Origin of the sequence: Caballeronia sp. NCF2, assembly GCF_023631205.1 — a bacterium.
Taxonomy (GTDB): Bacteria; Pseudomonadota; Gammaproteobacteria; order Burkholderiales; family Burkholderiaceae; genus Caballeronia; species Caballeronia zhejiangensis.
The window spans coordinates 1-16,695 of sequence record NZ_JALQDN010000022.1; the positions used below are offsets into that span (position 1 = coordinate 1).

General features: G+C 62.9%; 17 protein-coding genes. 2 read left to right on the forward strand and 15 right to left on the reverse strand.

The features are described from left to right. Positions 1–20: 20 nt before the first annotated feature. The 4 genes from NCS02_RS10465 to NCS02_RS10480 all read right to left on the reverse strand — a co-directional run bounded on the left by NCS02_RS10465 (position 21) and on the right by NCS02_RS10480 (position 3,432). Complete coding sequence (locus NCS02_RS10465) at positions 21–770, reverse strand: electron transfer flavoprotein subunit beta/FixA family protein (protein ID WP_250496932.1); 750 nt, start codon at positions 768–770, stop codon at positions 21–23. 175 nt (positions 771–945) lie between these two features. Beyond that, positions 946–1,740, reverse strand: coding sequence for a MetQ/NlpA family ABC transporter substrate-binding protein (locus NCS02_RS10470; RefSeq protein ID WP_008342356.1), 795 nt, complete (start codon positions 1,738–1,740; stop codon positions 946–948). A 14-nt stretch (positions 1,741–1,754) separates the two neighbouring features. Next, complete coding sequence (locus NCS02_RS10475; protein ID WP_008342358.1) at positions 1,755–2,408, reverse strand: methionine ABC transporter permease; 654 nt, start codon at positions 2,406–2,408, stop codon at positions 1,755–1,757. Continuing rightward, on the reverse strand, positions 2,398–3,432 hold the full coding sequence (locus NCS02_RS10480; protein WP_008342360.1) for a methionine ABC transporter ATP-binding protein: 1,035 nt from the start codon (positions 3,430–3,432) through the stop codon (positions 2,398–2,400). The genes NCS02_RS10475 and NCS02_RS10480 overlap by 11 nt, the downstream gene beginning before the upstream one ends. Before the next feature lie 164 nt (positions 3,433–3,596). Here NCS02_RS10480 and NCS02_RS10485 point away from each other — a divergent pair, with 164 nt between their 5' ends. Further along, positions 3,597–4,478: an alpha/beta hydrolase gene (locus NCS02_RS10485; RefSeq protein ID WP_008342362.1), complete on the forward strand. Its 882-nt coding sequence runs from the start codon at positions 3,597–3,599 to the stop codon at positions 4,476–4,478. Here NCS02_RS10485 and NCS02_RS10490 read toward each other — a convergent pair. Further along, entirely contained in the window at positions 4,475–5,398 is a 924-nt protein-coding gene (locus NCS02_RS10490) for a histone deacetylase family protein (protein WP_008342364.1), read from the reverse strand. The genes NCS02_RS10485 and NCS02_RS10490 overlap by 4 nt on opposite strands. 308 nt (positions 5,399–5,706) lie before the next feature. On the opposite strand from NCS02_RS10490, the gene mltB reads away from it, so the two are divergent. After that, a complete protein-coding gene (gene mltB / locus NCS02_RS10495; protein WP_008342366.1) occupies positions 5,707–6,879 on the forward strand; it encodes a lytic murein transglycosylase B in 1,173 nt (390 codons plus the stop codon). Between the two features lie 73 nt (positions 6,880–6,952). On the opposite strand, the gene cysM is transcribed toward mltB, so the two are convergent. The 10 genes from cysM to cmk all read right to left on the reverse strand — a co-directional run bounded on the left by cysM (position 6,953) and on the right by cmk (position 16,685). Beyond that, positions 6,953–7,855 (reverse strand): cysteine synthase CysM, encoded by a 903-nt coding sequence (gene cysM, locus NCS02_RS10500; RefSeq protein ID WP_008342367.1) that lies wholly within the window; start codon positions 7,853–7,855, stop codon positions 6,953–6,955. 257 nt (positions 7,856–8,112) lie between these two features. After that, positions 8,113–8,487, reverse strand: a complete 375-nt coding sequence (locus tag NCS02_RS10505) for a ComEA family DNA-binding protein (RefSeq protein WP_008342369.1) — start codon at positions 8,485–8,487, stop codon at positions 8,113–8,115. Positions 8,488–8,562: 75 nt separating this feature from the next. Next, positions 8,563–9,555, reverse strand: coding sequence for an ADP-glyceromanno-heptose 6-epimerase (rfaD, locus tag NCS02_RS10510; protein WP_008342370.1), 993 nt, complete (start codon positions 9,553–9,555; stop codon positions 8,563–8,565). A gap of 19 nt (positions 9,556–9,574) precedes the next feature. Next, the gene (gene rfaE1 / locus NCS02_RS10515) at positions 9,575–10,549 is read right to left on the reverse strand and encodes a D-glycero-beta-D-manno-heptose-7-phosphate kinase (protein WP_008342371.1); all 975 of its coding nucleotides are present in this window, start codon (positions 10,547–10,549) and stop codon (positions 9,575–9,577) included. Then, positions 10,515–11,918 (reverse strand): UDP-glucose dehydrogenase family protein, encoded by a 1,404-nt coding sequence (locus NCS02_RS10520; RefSeq protein WP_008342372.1) that lies wholly within the window; start codon positions 11,916–11,918, stop codon positions 10,515–10,517. Before NCS02_RS10520 ends, rfaE1 begins: the two co-directional genes overlap by 35 nt. An 82-nt stretch (positions 11,919–12,000) precedes the next feature. After that, positions 12,001–13,176 carry a lipopolysaccharide assembly protein LapB gene (gene lapB / locus NCS02_RS10525; protein ID WP_008342373.1) on the reverse strand — a complete coding sequence of 392 codons (1,176 nt, stop codon included), beginning with the start codon at positions 13,174–13,176 and terminating at the stop codon, positions 12,001–12,003. Between the two features lie 38 nt (positions 13,177–13,214). Beyond that, positions 13,215–13,508: a LapA family protein gene (locus NCS02_RS10530; RefSeq protein WP_008342374.1), complete on the reverse strand. Its 294-nt coding sequence runs from the start codon at positions 13,506–13,508 to the stop codon at positions 13,215–13,217. A 295-nt stretch (positions 13,509–13,803) separates the two neighbouring features. After that, positions 13,804–14,133 (reverse strand): integration host factor subunit beta, encoded by a 330-nt coding sequence (locus NCS02_RS10535; RefSeq protein WP_008342376.1) that lies wholly within the window; start codon positions 14,131–14,133, stop codon positions 13,804–13,806. Positions 14,134–14,156: 23 nt separating this feature from the next. Then, positions 14,157–15,887, reverse strand: a complete 1,731-nt coding sequence (rpsA, locus tag NCS02_RS10540; protein ID WP_174447740.1) for a 30S ribosomal protein S1 — start codon at positions 15,885–15,887, stop codon at positions 14,157–14,159. Between the two features lie 111 nt (positions 15,888–15,998). Continuing rightward, a complete protein-coding gene (gene cmk / locus NCS02_RS10545; RefSeq protein ID WP_008342380.1) occupies positions 15,999–16,685 on the reverse strand; it encodes a (d)CMP kinase in 687 nt (228 codons plus the stop codon). Positions 16,686–16,695: the final 10 nt, after the last annotated feature.

Below are 16,695 nucleotides of genomic sequence, written 5' to 3' on the forward strand. Positions count from 1 at the left end.
AATTACGAGAATCGTCATGTTCAGATCACCTTCGCTTCGGTTTTCAGTTTTTCGACCAGCGTCTTCACGTCGGGCACGGTGATGCCCGCGCTGCGCTTCGGTGGCTCGACGACTTTCAGCGTCTTCAGACGCGGCGCGACATCGACGCCGAGATCGGCGGGCTTCACCGTCGTCAGCGGCTTCTTCTTCGCCTTCATGATGTTCGGCAGCGTCACGTAGCGCGGCTCGTTCAGGCGCAGATCGGTCGTGACGACTGCGGGCAATTTCAGCGACAGCGTCTCGGCGCCGCCATCGACTTCGCGCGATACCGTGGCTTTGCCATCGGCAACGACGACCTTCGATGCGAACGTCGCTTGCGGCAAACCCGCCAGTGCAGCGAGCATCTGGCCGGTTTGATTCGAGTCGTCGTCGATGGCCTGCTTGCCCAGGATGACGAGCTCAGGCTTCTCTTGATCGACTAGCGCCTTCAGGATCTTCGCGACCGCCAGCGGCTGCAGTTCATCGGCGGATTCGACCAGGATCGCGCGATCCGCACCGATCGCCAGCGCCGTCCGCAACGTCTCCTGAGATTGCGTAACACCACACGACACAGCGATCACTTCCGTAGCAACACCCGCTTCCTTCAGACGCACCGCCTCTTCCACGGCGATTTCGTCGAACGGGTTCATCGACATCTTCACGTTGGCGATATCGACACCCGTGTTATCCGATTTCACGCGGACCTTCACGTTGTAGTCGACCACGCGCTTGACTGGCACCAGAATTTTCATGCACACGCTCCAAAGTTACGATTACGTCAACCCAGCGCCATTATACGAGTGACGCGTAAGATCACCCCTCCAAAAGCGGGTGGGGTCGGCGATCGTGCAATAGGTATGAGCCGAATTTTATCGAACGATCGTTCTATTTATATCCACGAAAACCCGAATCCGACCATGAAAACGATTACCAGGCCGTAATCACCGCGCCGGCGTACTTGCCTTCGATGAACTGCTTCACTTCCGGCGAGTGATACGCCGCGATCAGCTTCGCAACCCACGGCTTGTCCTTGTCGGCCGCGCGAACCGCGATGATGTTCACATACGGACCGCGCGGATCTTCGATTGCGATCGCGTCCGACTTCGGCTTCAGGCCCGCTTCCATCGCGAAGTTCGTATTGATGGCGGCGGCATCGACGTCGTCGAGCGAGCGCGGAATCTGCGCGGCGTCGAGTTCGACGATCTTCAGCTTCTTCGGATTCTCGACGATATCGAGCGGCGTCGCTTTCAGACCCGCATCCGCGCGCAGCTTGATGAGACCTTGCTTCTGCAGCAGCAGCAATGCGCGGCCGCCGTTGGTCGGATCGTTCGGCACCGCGATGCGCGCGCCGTTGGCAAGCGCCGACAGCGACTTCAGCTTCTTCGAGTAGATGCCCATCGGGAACGTCACCGTATCGGCGACCTTGACGAGCTTGTAGCCGCGATCCTTCACTTGCGCGTCGAGATACGGCAGATGCTGATAGCTGTTCGCATCGAGATCGCCGGCGGCGAGCGCGGCGTTCGGCTGCACGTAATCCGAGAACTCGACGACCGTGATCTTCAGCCCGTTTTTCGCGGCGACCTGCTTCACCACGTCCATGATCTGCGCGTGCGGGCCGCCGGTCACGCCCAACTTGATGGCTTCATCGGCGTGCGCGGCACCGTTGAACAGCGTTGCGCTCAGCAGCGCGGCGGCGAACTTCAGAATGAATCGACGTTGCATGGTTTCTTGAGTGGTTATTTGTGACTGAGACGACGAACGAGCCAGTCGCCGAACGACTGAACGAGCTGCACGAATACGATGAGAATCACGACGACCGTGATCATCACTTCAGGAAGAAAACGCTGATAACCATAGCGGATGCCGAGATCGCCGAGACCGCCGCCGCCGATCGCGCCCGCCATCGCCGAATAGCCGACGAGCGACACGAACGTGATCGTCAATCCAGCGACGACGCCCGGCAGCGATTCCGGCAACAGCACTTTGAAGACGATCTGCGATGTCGTCGCGCCCATTGCCTGCGCGGCCTCGATGAGTCCGCGATCCACTTCGCGCAGTGCCGTCTCGACGAGCCGCGCGATGAACGGCGCAGCGGCGATCGTCAGCGGCACGACGGCGGCCGCGGTGCCGATCGACGAGCCGACGACGAGCCGCGTGAACGGAATCACCGCGACGAGAAGGATGATGAACGGCGTCGAGCGCACCGCATTCACGATGCCGCCGAGCACCCGATTCACGCCGATGTTCTGCAGCACGCCGTCGCGATCGGTGAGATAGAGCAGCACGCCGAGCGGCAAACCGACCGCCGCGCCGACGAGTCCCGAGATGCCGACCATGATCAGCGTTTCCCAGAACGACTGGACGAACATGTCGAACATTTCACTCAACATGGGACAACTCCTCCACGACGACGCCCTGCGAGCGCAAATATTCGATCGCTTCGGCGATCTTCACCGGCTGACCGCCCGCGAGCACCGCGAGCGAGCCGAACGCCTGCCCCTGAATCTCGTCGATCTGGCCGTGCAGGATGTTGAAATCGAGTTCGTAGCGGCGGATCGTCTCCGAGAGAATCGGCTGATCGACGCCCGAGCCCGTGAACGCGAGCCGCAGCAAATGACCGCTGCCGGTCTTGAGCCGCTCGATCACGCGTGCCTTCAATGCGGGCGGCAACTCGTGCGCGATCACGTCGCCGATCAGTGCGCGCGTGACTTCGTGATGCGGCTGCATGAAGACATCGACGACCTTGCCCTCTTCGACCACGCGCCCGGCGTCGAGCACCGCGACGCGATCGCAGACCTGTTTGATCACTTCCATCTGATGCGTGATGAGCACGATGGTGAGCCCGAGCTCGCGATTGATCTTGCGCAGCAGATCGAGAATCGCGCGCGTGGTTTCGGGATCGAGCGCGGACGTGGCTTCGTCGGAGAGCAGCACTGTCGGCTTGCTCGCGAGCGCCCGCGCAATCCCGACGCGCTGCTTCTGTCCGCCGCTGATCTGCGCCGGATACTTGTCCTTGTGCGTCGTGAGGCCGACGAGATCGAGCAGCGGCAACACGGCCGCTTCGATCTCCGCGCGCTTCTTGCCGGCGAGTTCGAGCGGCAGCGCGACGTTGTCGTACACCGTGCGCGAACTCAGCAGATTGAAATGCTGAAAGATCATGCCGATGTCGCGGCGCGCGGCGCGCAGATCGTCCTTGCCGAGCGTCGTGAGATCGCGTCCGTCGACGATCACATTGCCTTCGCTCGGCCGCGTCAGCAGATTGATCGTGCGAACCAGCGTGCTCTTGCCCGCGCCGCTGCGCCCGATGATGCCGAACACTTCGCCGGCGGGAATCGTCAGATTGACGTTGTGCAGCGCTTCGACCCAGCCTCGGGGCCCCGCGAAACGCTGCGAAAGATTGCGTATTTCGATCATGAAAATGCAAACGGCGGAAGGCTTGTCGGGTGGAACCCACCCGCGCCGCCGGCCGCCGCTCGTTCTTAGCTGTTTGTATCGTGGCGGGGATTTTACAGGACGCGTTACATTCTGTTTAATAATGATTTCAGATCGGCTAATAACGTGGAGATATTTACCGCGCCATGTCACGCACTATCTATTCGACGAGCGCCGTCACGACGCGACACGGCGTCGAACTGTTTCTGCATCGCTGGCACCCCGCGCCGGGCATCGAACTCAACGCGCGGATCGCGCTCGTCCACGGTCTCGGCGAACACGCGGGCCGTTACGACGCGCTCGCGACCGCGCTGAACGCGGCGGGCATCGAACTGATCGCGATCGATCTGCGCGGACACGGGAAGTCGTCGGGCGAACGGGCGTGGGTTCGCGTCTTCACGGACTATCTGCGCGACACCGATGTCCTGCTCGAAGCGTGCGCGGCCACGCCGCCCGCCGGCACGCCGCTCTTTTTGATGGGCCACAGCATGGGCGGAACGATCGCGGCGCTCTACGCCGCCGAGCGTGCGCAGGAGAACAAGCTGGCCGGTCTGATCCTGTCGAGCCCGGCGTTGAAGATCGGACCGGGCACGCCGCGCTGGAAGGCCAAACTGAGCCGCATCGTGGGCGTGGTCGCGCCGCGCGTCGCCGCGTTCAGCATCGATCCGGCGCTGCTGTCGCGCGCGCCGGGCGTCGTCGAAGCGTACAAGCGCGATCCGCTCGTGCATCACTCAGCCGTCTGCGCACGCACTGCCGCGCAGATTCTCGCCGGCATGGAGCGCGTGGCGGAAAAGCGCGGCGACATCAAGCTGCCGCTTCTCGTCTTTCACGGCAGCGCGGACGCGATCTGCGATCCCGCCGGCAGCCGCGAGTTCGAAGCCAACGCGGGATCGACCGACACCACGCTCATCGTCCACGAAGGCAGCGCCCACGAAACGCTCAACGATCTCGACCGCGAGCGCGTGATCCGCGAGCTGATCGACTGGACGCTCGTGCGCGCGGACTACGCGCGCGCTCGCGCCCGCTAGATTTCCGCCAGCACCCGCAGATGCGCAACGACGCTGCGGCCCAGCGCCGACAGGTTATAGCCGCCTTCGAGACAACTCACGATGCGCCCTTGCGCGTGGCGCTTCGCGACGCCGCGAATCTGCTCGGTGATCCACGCGTAATCGTCCTCGACGAGACCCATGTTCGCCATGTCGTCTTCGCGATGCGCATCGAAGCCGGCCGAGACGAAGATCATCTGCGGCTTGAACGCTTCGAGCCGCGGCAGCCACATCATGTCGACGACCTCGCGCACCTGCATGCCCTTAGTGCGCGCGGCGAGCGGCACGTTGACCATGTTCGCCGCGTGATTGTCGGCGCCGGAAAACGGATAGAACGGATGCTGGAAGAAACTGCACATCAGCACGCGCGAATCGCCGCTGAACGCGGCTTCGGTGCCGTTGCCGTGATGCACGTCGAAATCGACGATCGCGACCCGCTGCAGGCCGTGCACTTCCAGCGCATGCCGCGCGGCGATCGCGACGTTGTTGAAGAGGCAGAAGCCCATCGCGCGCGCGGGCTCGGCGTGATGGCCCGGCGGCCGGATGCTGCAAAACGCGTTGTCGTAACGGCCTTCGATGACGGCATCGGTGGCCGCGACCGCCGCGCCCGCCGCGCGCAACGCCGCGCGATAGGACTGGGGGCACATCGACGTATCGGGGTCGAGTTCGCTTCGGCCCGATTCCGGCGTGCGGCTCTTGATGTAGTCGATGTGCGCCTGCGTATGCACGCGCGCGAGGTCGGCTTCGTCGGCGAGCGGCGCTTCCTCGCGCTCGATGAGCGAATCGATCCGGCTCGCGATCAGCTGGTCTTCGATCGCCTGCAGGCGCGCCGGACACTCGGGATGCCATTGGCCGTTGTCGTGCTGGAGGCAGTCGGGGTGGGAGTAGAAGCCGGTGGCCATGATGTCTCGCAATGCCGCTTGTCGTCGGCTCTCGTCTCGTATTTTTTCGTCATACGCGACCACTTGTCGCGCAATTGACGTTAAGTTACCACACCGTCCGGCACGGCCGCCCTCGCCCGGGCACATGGCCGATATGGGCGCGAAGCGTCGGTTATACTGCCCCGACGCCTTGCCGGCCGAGCGATTGCGCGCGGCATGTTGCAGGCTGTTGCGTTCCGTTGAGAATCGTTGCATCGATTCGACTTCACAGGCGTTTTTGGCCACTCGCGCATCCGGCATCGCCCCAACCGCCCCCAACCACGCACACTATGACTTTCCAGTTTGCTCCGTTCGTCTTCACGGCTTCATCCAGGCCGGCAAAGCGTGCACTCGTTGCCTCCCTCGTCTGCGCGCTCGGCTTTCTCTCCGGGAACAGTGCCTTTGCGCAGTCGCAGCAGCCGCAGGCCGCGACGCCGCAAGGGCAGGTGTTCGAAGAAGAGATCGTGCCGCAGCGCTACGCGAACAATCCGAATGTCGATGCGTTCATCAATGACATGGTCGCGCGCTACGACTTCGATTCGTCCGCGCTGCACGACCTGTTCGCGCGCGTGAGCTATTCGGCGACCGCGGCGAAACTGGTGTTGCCGTCGCCCACGCCGCAGGCCAAGAACTGGCGCGCGTACCAGGGGCGTTTCATCGAGCCGGTTCGCATCAACGCCGGCGTGAAGTTCTGGCGCGCGAATCAGGCGACGCTGCAGCGCGCGTCCGAGCAATTCGGCGTGCCGCCGGAGGTGATCGTCGGAATCATCGGCGTGGAGACGATCTACGGGAAGTACATGGGCAACTTCCGCGCGCTCGACGCGCTGACCACGCTCACCTTCGATTACCCGAACACGCCGAACCGCGTCGAGCGCATGGCGACGTTCCGCAAGAATCTCGAAGACCTGCTCGTGTGGACGCGCGATTCGCAGATCGATCCGACGACCGTCCTCGGTTCATACACGGGCGCGATCGGGATTCCGCAGTTCCTGCCGAGCAGCATCGTGCAATACGCGGTCGATTACGACGGCAACAGCCGCATCGATCTGCGCACGAGCCCGGCAGACGCCATCGGCAGTGTGGCGAACTATCTGAAGCAGAACGGCTGGGAACCGGGCCGGCCGGTCGTGTGGCGCATCGCCGGCGATGTCGGCAGTCAGGGCATCGCGCAGGCCGCCGCCGATGGCGCGCCGGAACCGAAATGGTCGCTCGCGCAACTGACGAAGGCCGGCATGCTGCTCAACGAGCCGGGCTTGAATATCGACGCAGAAGCGCCGACGCCGCTCACCGTCGTCGATTTGCCCACGCCCGGCCGCGCGACCGAATACACGCTCGGGCTGAAGAACTTCTACGTGCTGACGCGTTACAACCGCAGCTTCTTCTACGCGCTCGCGGTGTATCAGCTTGGCGAAGCGGTCAAGGCGCGCATGGTCGCGGGCGACACGGGCGCGAATTCGCAGTGACGTTTGTCCGCTACAGACGTAAAAAACCCCGGCTCGCCGGGGTTCTCTCATTGCGCGATCAGGATGCGCGGCATCACGCCGGGAACACGCCCGTCGAAAGATAACGATCGCCGCGATCGCAGACGATGAACACGATCGTCGCGTTCTCCACCTGGCGCGCGATGCGCAGCGCCACTTCGCACGCGCCGCCCGACGAAATGCCCGCGAAAATGCCTTCGACCGATGCGAGGCGTCGCGCCATCGCTTCGGAGGCCGCCTGACTTACGTTCTCCACGCGATCCACGCGGCTGCGATCGAAAATCTTCGGCAGATAGGCTTCCGGCCACTTGCGGATGCCCGGAATGCGCGAGCCTTCTTCCGGCTGAGCGCCGATGATCTCGATCTTTTCGTTCTGCTCCTTCAGATACTTCGACACGCCCATGATCGTGCCGGTCGTGCCCATCGACGAGACGAAGTGCGTAAGGCGGCCTTCGGTCTGACACCACAGCTCCGGGCCCGTGCCTTCGTAATGCGCGAGCGGATTGTCCGGGTTCGCGAACTGATCGAGAATGATGCCTTTGCCGTCACGCTGCATCTGATCGGCGAGATCGCGTGCGTATTCCATGCCGCCCGTCACCGGCGTCAGCACGATTTCGGCGCCATACGCGGCCATGCTCTGGCGGCGCTCGATCGACAGATCTTCCGGCATCAGCAGCACCATCTTGTAGCCGCGCATTGCGGCGGCCATCGCGAGCGCGATGCCGGTGTTGCCGCTCGTCGCTTCGATGAGCGTGTCGCCCGGCTTGATGCGGCCGCGCTCTTCAGCTTTCCTGATCATCGACAGCGCCGGCCGGTCCTTCACCGATCCCGCCGGATTGTTGCCTTCGAGCTTGCCCAGCACGACGTTGTTGCGGCTGCGAATTTCATCGTCCACGATGCGGACGAGTTGCACGAGCGGCGTGTTGCCGATCGTGTCTTCGATAGTCATGTAAGCCATATGCGGAGCCGATTCGGATTCCCCGCGGACGACACTGCCTTTCCGCGCGGATTTTGATATAGGGATTCGTCGATTGTAGCCCACCGGTTCCGCCGATGCCGGCGCATCCCTGATGCACGGATGGAATGCCGCTCGCGCGCGCCGTCCGCGCATGCAAAAAGCCCCGCGAGGAGGCCGTCCGCGGGGAGCCCAAGACATCCGAAGGCTGAAGGAGATCGATGGCGCGCCGCGCACCAGGGCGCGCCTCCGGGCCGTGCTTATTTCTTCACAATGACCGGTTTAGCTGATGCGGACGCCGAAACCGGCGTCGCGACAGCCGAGTTCGCGCCGCCAGGCGGTGCGGCGACGGCCGCGGTCTTCGTCGTTGCGCCGATTGTCAGTCCTTCCGCTTCCAGACGCTGGACGGTCTTGCCGCCCATGCCTTTGACGCGCGTGCCGAGATCGCTCGCGTCCTTGAACGGACCGTGCGCCTGACGTTCATCGAGAATGGCTTTCGCCTTCGCCGGACCGATGCCCTTGATGCCGCGCAGCGCGTCGGAGTTGGCGGTATTGACGTCGACGGCCGCGAACGCGCTACCGATGGAAAAGATGAGCGCGAACGCAGCGATCGACGAGAGTGCTTGCTTGAACATGACTGAGTCTCCGTGAAGAACCGGCCGGCACCAGCGCCAACCGTGAGACCCAGTTTAGAGAGGCTCGAAGCGCGTTTATAGCTGGCCGAATAGCCAACGCACGTAGCGATCGACACCTTCCTGAACCGTAAGAAACGAGGCGTCGTAACCGGCTGCGCGCAGCTTCGACTGGTCCGCCTGCGTGAAGCATTGGTACTTGCCGCGCAGCGCGTCGGGGAACGGCACGTACTCGATCAGACCGCGCTGCACGAGTTCGGCGAGCGAGAGCGCCGCTTCGCCGTTCAACGCGCGCAGCGAGTTCACGACCGTCGACGCGATGTCGTTGAACGGCTGCGCGCGCCCGGTGCCGAGATTGAAAATGCCCGACTTCTCCGGATGATCGAAGAAGAACAGATTCACCTTCACGACGTCTTCGACCGAGATGAAGTCGCGCGTCTGCTCGCCGGCCGCATAGCCGTTGTACTCGCCGAAGAGCTTGACCTTGCCTTCCGAGCGGAACTGATTGAAGTTGTGGAACGCGACCGACGCCATGCGTCCCTTGTGCGTTTCGCGCGGGCCGTACACGTTGAAATAGCGAAAGCCGGCGATCTGGCTTTCCGCCTTCGGCAGCACCTGCCGCACGATCTGATCGAAGAGGAACTTCGAATAACCGTACACGTTGAGCGGCTTCTCGACTTCGCGCTCTTCGACGAAACGGCTCGATCCGCCGTATGTCGCCGCCGACGATGCATACAGGAACTGCGCGCCCTGCGCGAGGCACGCGTCCATCACGTCGCGGCTGTAGCGGAAGTTGTTGTCCATCATGTAGCGGCCGTCGGTTTCCATCGTGTCCGAACAGGCGCCTTCGTGGAACACCGCGCGCACGCGGCCGAAATCGCCGCGCTTGAAGCGCTCGACGAACTCGGTCTTGTCGAGGTAATCGTCGATTTCGCAATCGACGAGATTCTTGAACTTGTCGGCGCGCGTGAGGTTGTCGACCGCGATCACGCGATTCTCGCCACGCTCGTTGAGCGCCTTGACGATATTGCTGCCGATGAAGCCGGCTGCACCGGTAACGATGATGGTCATGGCGTTATTTCAGATAAGGTCAGGCGAAGAGTTCGTTGTAGTCGACGGTCGCCGTACCGAGCTTGCCCACGACGATGCCCGCCGCGCGGTTCGCATAGACGATCGAGTCGACGAGCGGCACACCCGCGCCCAGCATGGTCGCGACCGTTGCGATGACGGTGTCGCCGGCGCCCGAGACATCATACACTTCGCGCGCTTCGGCCGATGTGTGCAGCACCTGGTCCTCGGTGAAGAGCGTCATGCCCTCTTCCGAGCGCGTGAGGAGCAGCGCTGAAAGATCGAGCTCCGCACGCAGTTTCCTCACGCGCTCGTGCAGATCTTCTTCCGATTTCCACTGGCCGATGACTTCGCGCAGCTCCGCGCGATTCGGCGTGATGAGCGTCGCGCCGCGATAACGGTCCCAGTCGTCGCCCTTCGGATCGACGAGCACGGGCTTTCCGGCGCGTTTCGCGTCGGCGATCATCTGCGTGACGTGCGTGAGGCCGCCCTTCGCGTAATCGGACATGAGGATCACGTCGTGCTGCGGCAGGATCTCGGTGAACCGTTCGAGACACGCGCGCAGCACTTCATGATTCGGCGTGTTCTCGAAATCGACGCGCAGCAACTGCTGCTGACGCGACAGCACGCGCAGCTTGATGGTCGTGAGCAGTTCGGGATCGCGCTCGAGATGCGCCGCGACCTTGCTTTCGCCGAGCAGCTCGACGATGCGCTCGCCCGGCTCGTCATGTCCCACTACGCAAAGCAGGCCGGCCTGCGCGCCGAGCGCCGCCGCGTTGCGCGCGACGTTCGCCGCGCCGCCGAGGCGGTCTTCCTTCTTCTGCACGTGCACGACCGGCACGGGCGCTTCGGGCGAGATGCGGTTGACGTCCCCGAACCAGTAGCGGTCGAGCATCACGTCGCCGACCACGAGCACGCGCGCCGCCGAAACGCGCGCAAGCGGGACGACGGGAATATCGGCGTTAGTTGTGGCTGCCGTTGCGGTCGAGTTCGACATGGGGACGTCCTATTGCAAAGTAGTCGATGCCCATTTCGGCCATCGCTTCCGGTTCATACAGATTGCGGCCGTCGAAGATCACCGGCGTCTTCAACGCGCTCTTCAAGTGCCAGAAATCCGGGCTCTTGAATTCCTTCCATTCGGTCACGATGACGAGCGCGTCCGCGTCCGTCAGCGCATCCTGTTGCGTGTTCACGAGATGCAGGCGCTGGAAGTCGTCGGGGCGATCCGCGAGATCGAGCGCGAACACGCGCTCTGCCTCGTCGCGCGCGACGGGATCGTAGCCGCGCACCGTGGCGCCGCGCTGCAGCAGCGCCTCGATGATGCGCCGGCTCGACGCCTCGCGCATGTCATCGGTATTGGGCTTGAATGCGAGGCCCCACACGGCAAACGTGCGCCCGCGCAGATCCTCGCCCATGCGCTTCACGATCTTGTTGACGAGCACTTCCTTCTGATCGTTATTGACCGCTTCGACCGCCTCGAGCACGCGCAGCGTGTGGCCGTTTTCGCGCGCGGTTTGCGCGAGCGCCTGCACGTCCTTCGGGAAGCACGAGCCGCCATAGCCGCAGCCCGCATACAGGAAGTGATAGCCGATGCGCGGATCCGAGCCTATGCCCCGCCGCACCGATTCGATGTCGGCGCCGACGGTATCCGCGAGATTCGACAGATCGTTCATGAACGAGATGCGCGTCGCGAGCATCGCGTTGGCGGCGTACTTCGTGAACTCGGCCGAACGCACGTCCATGTACAGCGTGCGCTCGTGATTGCGGTTGAACGGCGTGTAGAGGCGCTTCATCTTCTCGCGCGCGAGGTTGCCCGCGCGGTCGTCGTCGATGCCGATCACGATGCGATCCGGGCGCATGAAGTCGTCCACAGCCGCGCCTTCCTTCAGGAACTCCGGATTCGACACGACCGAGAAGCCGTGCTTCTCCGACTCGCCGAGTCCGCGCGCCCGCAACTCTTCCTCGACGACGCGCTTCACTTGCAGCGCCGTGCCGACCGGCACCGTCGATTTATCGACGATCACCTTGAAGCCGTTCGAATACTTGCCGATATTGCGCGCGGCGGCGAGCACGTATTGCAGATCGGCTGAGCCGTCTTCGTCGGGCGGCGTGCCGACCGCGATGAATTGAATGTCGCCGTGCTCGACGCTCGCTTTCACGTCGGTGGAAAACTGGATGCGGCCTGCCGCGCGCGTGCGCCTCAGCATTTCCTGAAGGCCCGGCTCGTGGATCGGCACGCCGCCATTGTTGAGAATTTCGATCTTGCGCGGATCGACGTCCACGCAAAACACGTCATTGCCGATTTCGGCAAGGCACGCGCCGGTTACGAGACCGACGTAACCCGTGCCGACGATGGTCACTTTCATACGCTTTCCGGTTGTTCCTGAAATGCCGGTGGCAGAAGCGGCGCATTCGCGCGCCGCCCGATGTCATGCTCGCCGCGCTGGCTCAGGCCGAGCTCGTGATCGGCTCGACGCGACGCGGCGCGTACGTCTCCCAGCCGCTGCAGCCGGGGCATTGCCAATAGAATAGACGCGCACGGAACCCGCAAGTTTGACACGTATAACGCGGCAGATTCTTAGTGCGCTGTTTCACCAGATTACGCATCAGTTCGAGCTCGCCGCGGCGCGGCTCGTCGGCCGTCGCCTCCTGCGCCTCGAGCAGACGCGTCATGCCCGCGAGATTCGGCGCGCTTTGCATCTGCTTGCGTGCCAGCTCGTGCGCGGCTTCGAGACCGCGCAACTCTTGAACGTGCTTGTAGGCGACATCGAGCAGATCGTTCGACGGATAGCGCGTCGCGTAATCGATCAGCAGATCGACGCCCTCTTCCTTGCGCCCGAGCGCGGCGTACGCCTTCATCAGCTTCTCGGCGACGAGCGGCAGATACGCCTCGTTCTGCTCCTCGACGCGCTTCCAGTGCGCGATCGCCACATCGACGTTGCCGGCGGCCGCTTCGACATCGCCTGCCAGGATGGTCGCGCGCACGTTGTCCGGGTTCGATGCCAGCGCGAGCTTCAGTTCGGCGCGCGCACCATCTGGATTCTTGCGCTGAAGCGCTTCCTGCGCGAGCTCGCAGTGGAAATGCGCGATTTCCATATGCAGCGAGGGCGCGCCCATCTTTTCGATCTGCTCGGCCGTCGCGATCGATTTCGGCCAGTCCTTTTCGATCTCGTAGATGGTCAGCAGCGCGCGCTGCGCGCCGAGCGAATATTCGCCGGCGTTGAGCGACTTGAACGTTTCCTCGGCGCGATCGAGCAGGCCCGCCTTCAGGAAATCCTGTCCGAGTTCGTAGAGCGCGTGATCGCGTTCCGCGACCGGCAAATCGGCGCGGCTCAACAGATTCTGATGCACGCGAATCGCGCGATCGGTCTCTCCGCGACGGCGAAACAGATTGCCGAGCGCGAAATGCAGTTCGATCGTTTCGGGATCGAGCTTGGCGACTTCGATGAACGCATCGATCGCCTTGTCGTGTTGCTCGTTGAGCAGAAAATTGAGGCCGCGAAAATACGAGCGCGGCAGATTCGCATTTTCGGACAACAGCGCTTTCAAGTCATAGCGGGACGCCATCCACCCCAGCGCGAAAGCGACGGGGATGACAAGCAGCCACCAGAAGTCTAGATCCATGCGATTAGTCGTTGAGTGTCAGATGTCTGCGCGAAAGGTCAGATGAGCGGCGGCATCGGCGGTTCTTCCTTCACCACCGGCGTCTCGCGAGCGACGCGCAGCTCGCGCTTCAGACGCCCGTTCTCCATGCGCAGACGCACCCTGGCCGGCACAGCCGACACGAGCCCCGCGAGCAATCCCACCACGAAAAACGCGAGGCCGATCAGAATAAGCGGCGCCTGCCACGCGTAGCCCGCGAGAAAGTTCAGCGTCGCGGGCTGGGTATTGGCGAGCGCCAGCACCAGCAACAGCACGAATACCAGAACGCGGATCAGCCAGACGATGAATTTCATGTAGGGTCTCGCAAGAGCGGTTGCACCAGACGGCCCTTCCGTTTCGGCCGGGCCTGCGCGGTTGAACACCCAGGTCAAAGTGACCGGTATTGTAATTGATGCTCCCGGGCGCCGGCAGTCGCCCGCTCGACGCATGAATTTTTAGCAAACAACGCACCCGTCGCGCTGGATCGCTGCTATCGAAACGCCGCGCATAAAAAAAGCACCCCGAAGGGTGCTTTTCTGGTCGATTGCCTCGCAGGCCGACGCCGCGAACCGAAAATCCTGAAGGATCATCAGTCAGGATGCGTGCCGATCAGAGATCGTCGGCATCGTCGTCATTCGAAGCTTTCAGCGGCTCGCCCGCGCGGCCGTCGACGCGTTCGCGCAATTCCTTGCCCGGCTTGAAGTGCGGCACGAATTTCTCCGGCACCAGCACCTTTTCACCCGACTTGGGATTGCGCCCGACGCGCGACGGACGACGATTGAGCCCGAAGCTGCCGAAGCCGCGAATCTCGATGCGATGACCGTTGGCCAGAGCCTCCGACATCGCATCCAGCATCGTCTTCACCGCGAAATCCGCATCCTTGAGGACAAGTTGCGGAAATCGCGACGCCAACTGGGCGACCAATTCCGATTTGGTCATTCTGCAGCTGTGCCGTTAAGGGCTTAGCTGTTCTGGCCGTCGAGCTTGGCCTTGAGCAGCGCGCCGAGGTTGGTCGTGCCGGTCGCGGCGGCGTTCGAGTCGCCCTGCAGGCTGCGCATGGCTTCCTGCTGTTCGGCCGAATCCTTCGCCTTGATCGACAGGTTGATGCCACGCGACTTGCGATCGATGTTGATGATCATCGCGTTGACCTTCTCGCCTTCCTTCAGCACGTTGCGCGCATCTTCCACGCGGTCTTGCGCGATTTCCGAAGCACGCAGGTAGCCTTCGACTTCGCCGGACAGCGTGATGACCGCACCCTTCGGATCGACCGACTTCACAACGCCGTCGACGATAGCGCCCTTGTCGTTGATCGCCACGAAGTTGCTGAACGGATCGCCTTCGAGCTGCTTGATGCCGAGCGAGATGCGTTCCTTGTCGACGTCGATGCCCAGAACCACGGCTTCGACTTCGTCGCCCTTCTTGTACTTGCGGACGGCTTCTTCGCCGGTTTCCGACCACGACAGATCCGACAGGTGAACCAGACCGTCGATGCCGCCAGGCAGACCGATGAACACGCCGAAGTCGGTGATCGACTTGATGGCGCCGCTGATCTTGTCGCCCTTCTTGAAGTTGCGGCTGAAGTCATCCCACGGATTCGGCTTGCACTGCTTCATGCCGAGGGAGATACGGCGGCGGTCTTCGTCGATTTCGAGAACCATGACTTCGACTTCGTCGCCAAGTTGAACAACCTTCGACGGCGCAACGTTCTTGTTGGTCCAGTCCATTTCCGACACGTGGACGAGGCCTTCGATGCCCGATTCCACTTCGACGAATGCGCCGTAGTCGGTGATGTTCGTGACCTTGCCGAACAGGCGCGTGCCCGACGGGTAACGGCGCGAGATGCCTTCCCACGGATCGTCGCCCAGTTGCTTGATGCCGAGCGAAACGCGGTTCTTCTCTTGGTCGAACTTGAGGATCTTGGCGGTGACTTCCTGGCCAACCGACAGGACTTCCGACGGGTGACGCACGCGGCGCCATGCGATGTCGGTGATGTGCAGCAGGCCGTCGATGCCGCCGAGGTCCACGAACGCGCCGTAGTCGGTGATGTTCTTGACCACGCCTTCGACGATCGCGCCTTCCTTCAGCGTCTCGAGCAGCTTCGCGCGCTCTTCGCCCTGCGTCGCTTCGATGACCGCGCGGCGCGACAGCACCACGTTGTTACGCTTGCGATCGAGCTTGATGACGCGGAATTCGAGCGTCTTGCCTTCGTACGGCGTCGTGTCCTTGACCGGACGCGTGTCGACGAGCGAACCCGGCAGGAACGCGCGGATGCCGTTGACCATCACGGTCATGCCGCCCTTGACCTTGCCGGTGATCGTGCCGGTCACGAGTTCGTTGTTGTCCAGCGCCTTTTCCAGCGACAGCCACGAAGCGAGGCGCTTCGCCTTGTCGCGCGACAGGATGGTGTCGCCATAGCCGTTTTCCAGCGCGTCGATCGCGACGGAAACGAAGTCGCCCGCCTGCACTTCCACTTCACCCGCGTCGTTCAGGAATTCTTCGAGCGGAATATAGGCTTCGGACTTGAGACCAGCGTTGACGACCACGAAGTTGTGGTCGACACGCACGACTTCGGCGGAGATCACTTCGCCGGCGCGCATGTCCTGCTTGGTCAGCGACTCTTCGAACAGAGCCGCAAAGGATTCGGTATTCGGGGTGGAGGTTTGCAGGTCGGACATAAAAATCGATATTTGCACGGCCTTTGCGCGGTGATTCGGAATGAACCGGCGGGCTTTACCCAGATGCGCAACGCCATACGGGGTTAATGGTTTAACACACGCCCTGCCTCCCGGCAGAGCACCTTACTTCTACTGCACTACACGAATCTCGCTGAACCAGCCGATGATCTGCTCGACCGCTTGATCGATCGACAAACCGGAGGTGTCCAGCGTCTTCGCATCCGCCGCAGGCTTGAGCGGCGCGGCGCTCCGGTTCATGTCCCGGGCATCGCGTGCGCGCAAATCTCGCAGCAAGTCATCCATATTAGCAGAAAAACCTTTTTGCATCAATTGCTTATACCGCCGCGCCGCGCGCGCCTCGACGCTTGCAGTCAGGAACACCTTCAGCGTGGCGTCGGGGAAGATGACCGTGCCCATGTCGCGGCCGTCGGCGACGAGGCCGGGGCGCTTGCGAAAAGCCCGCTGGCGCGCGACGAGCGCCTGGCGCACTTCGGGATGCACGGCGATGGCGGAGGCGCGGTTGCCGACTTCTTCCTGCCGGATTTCGCCCGAGACATCGGCGCCATCGAGCTGCGCGCAACCTTCGCGGAACGTGATATGGAGCGCCTCGACCAGTTTTGCAAGGCCGGGGGCGTCGTCCTTGTCCACTTCGTAGCGGATGCTCGCGAGCGCCGCGAGCCGGTAGAGCGCGCCGCTGTCGAGCAGGTGGAAGCCGAGCGTCGCCGCGACGATCGCCGCGACCGTGCCCTTGCCCGACGCCGTCGGCCCGTCGATGGTAATCACTGGTGTTGGGTCGAAAGGACGGGTCGGTTTCATTGAGTCTGGC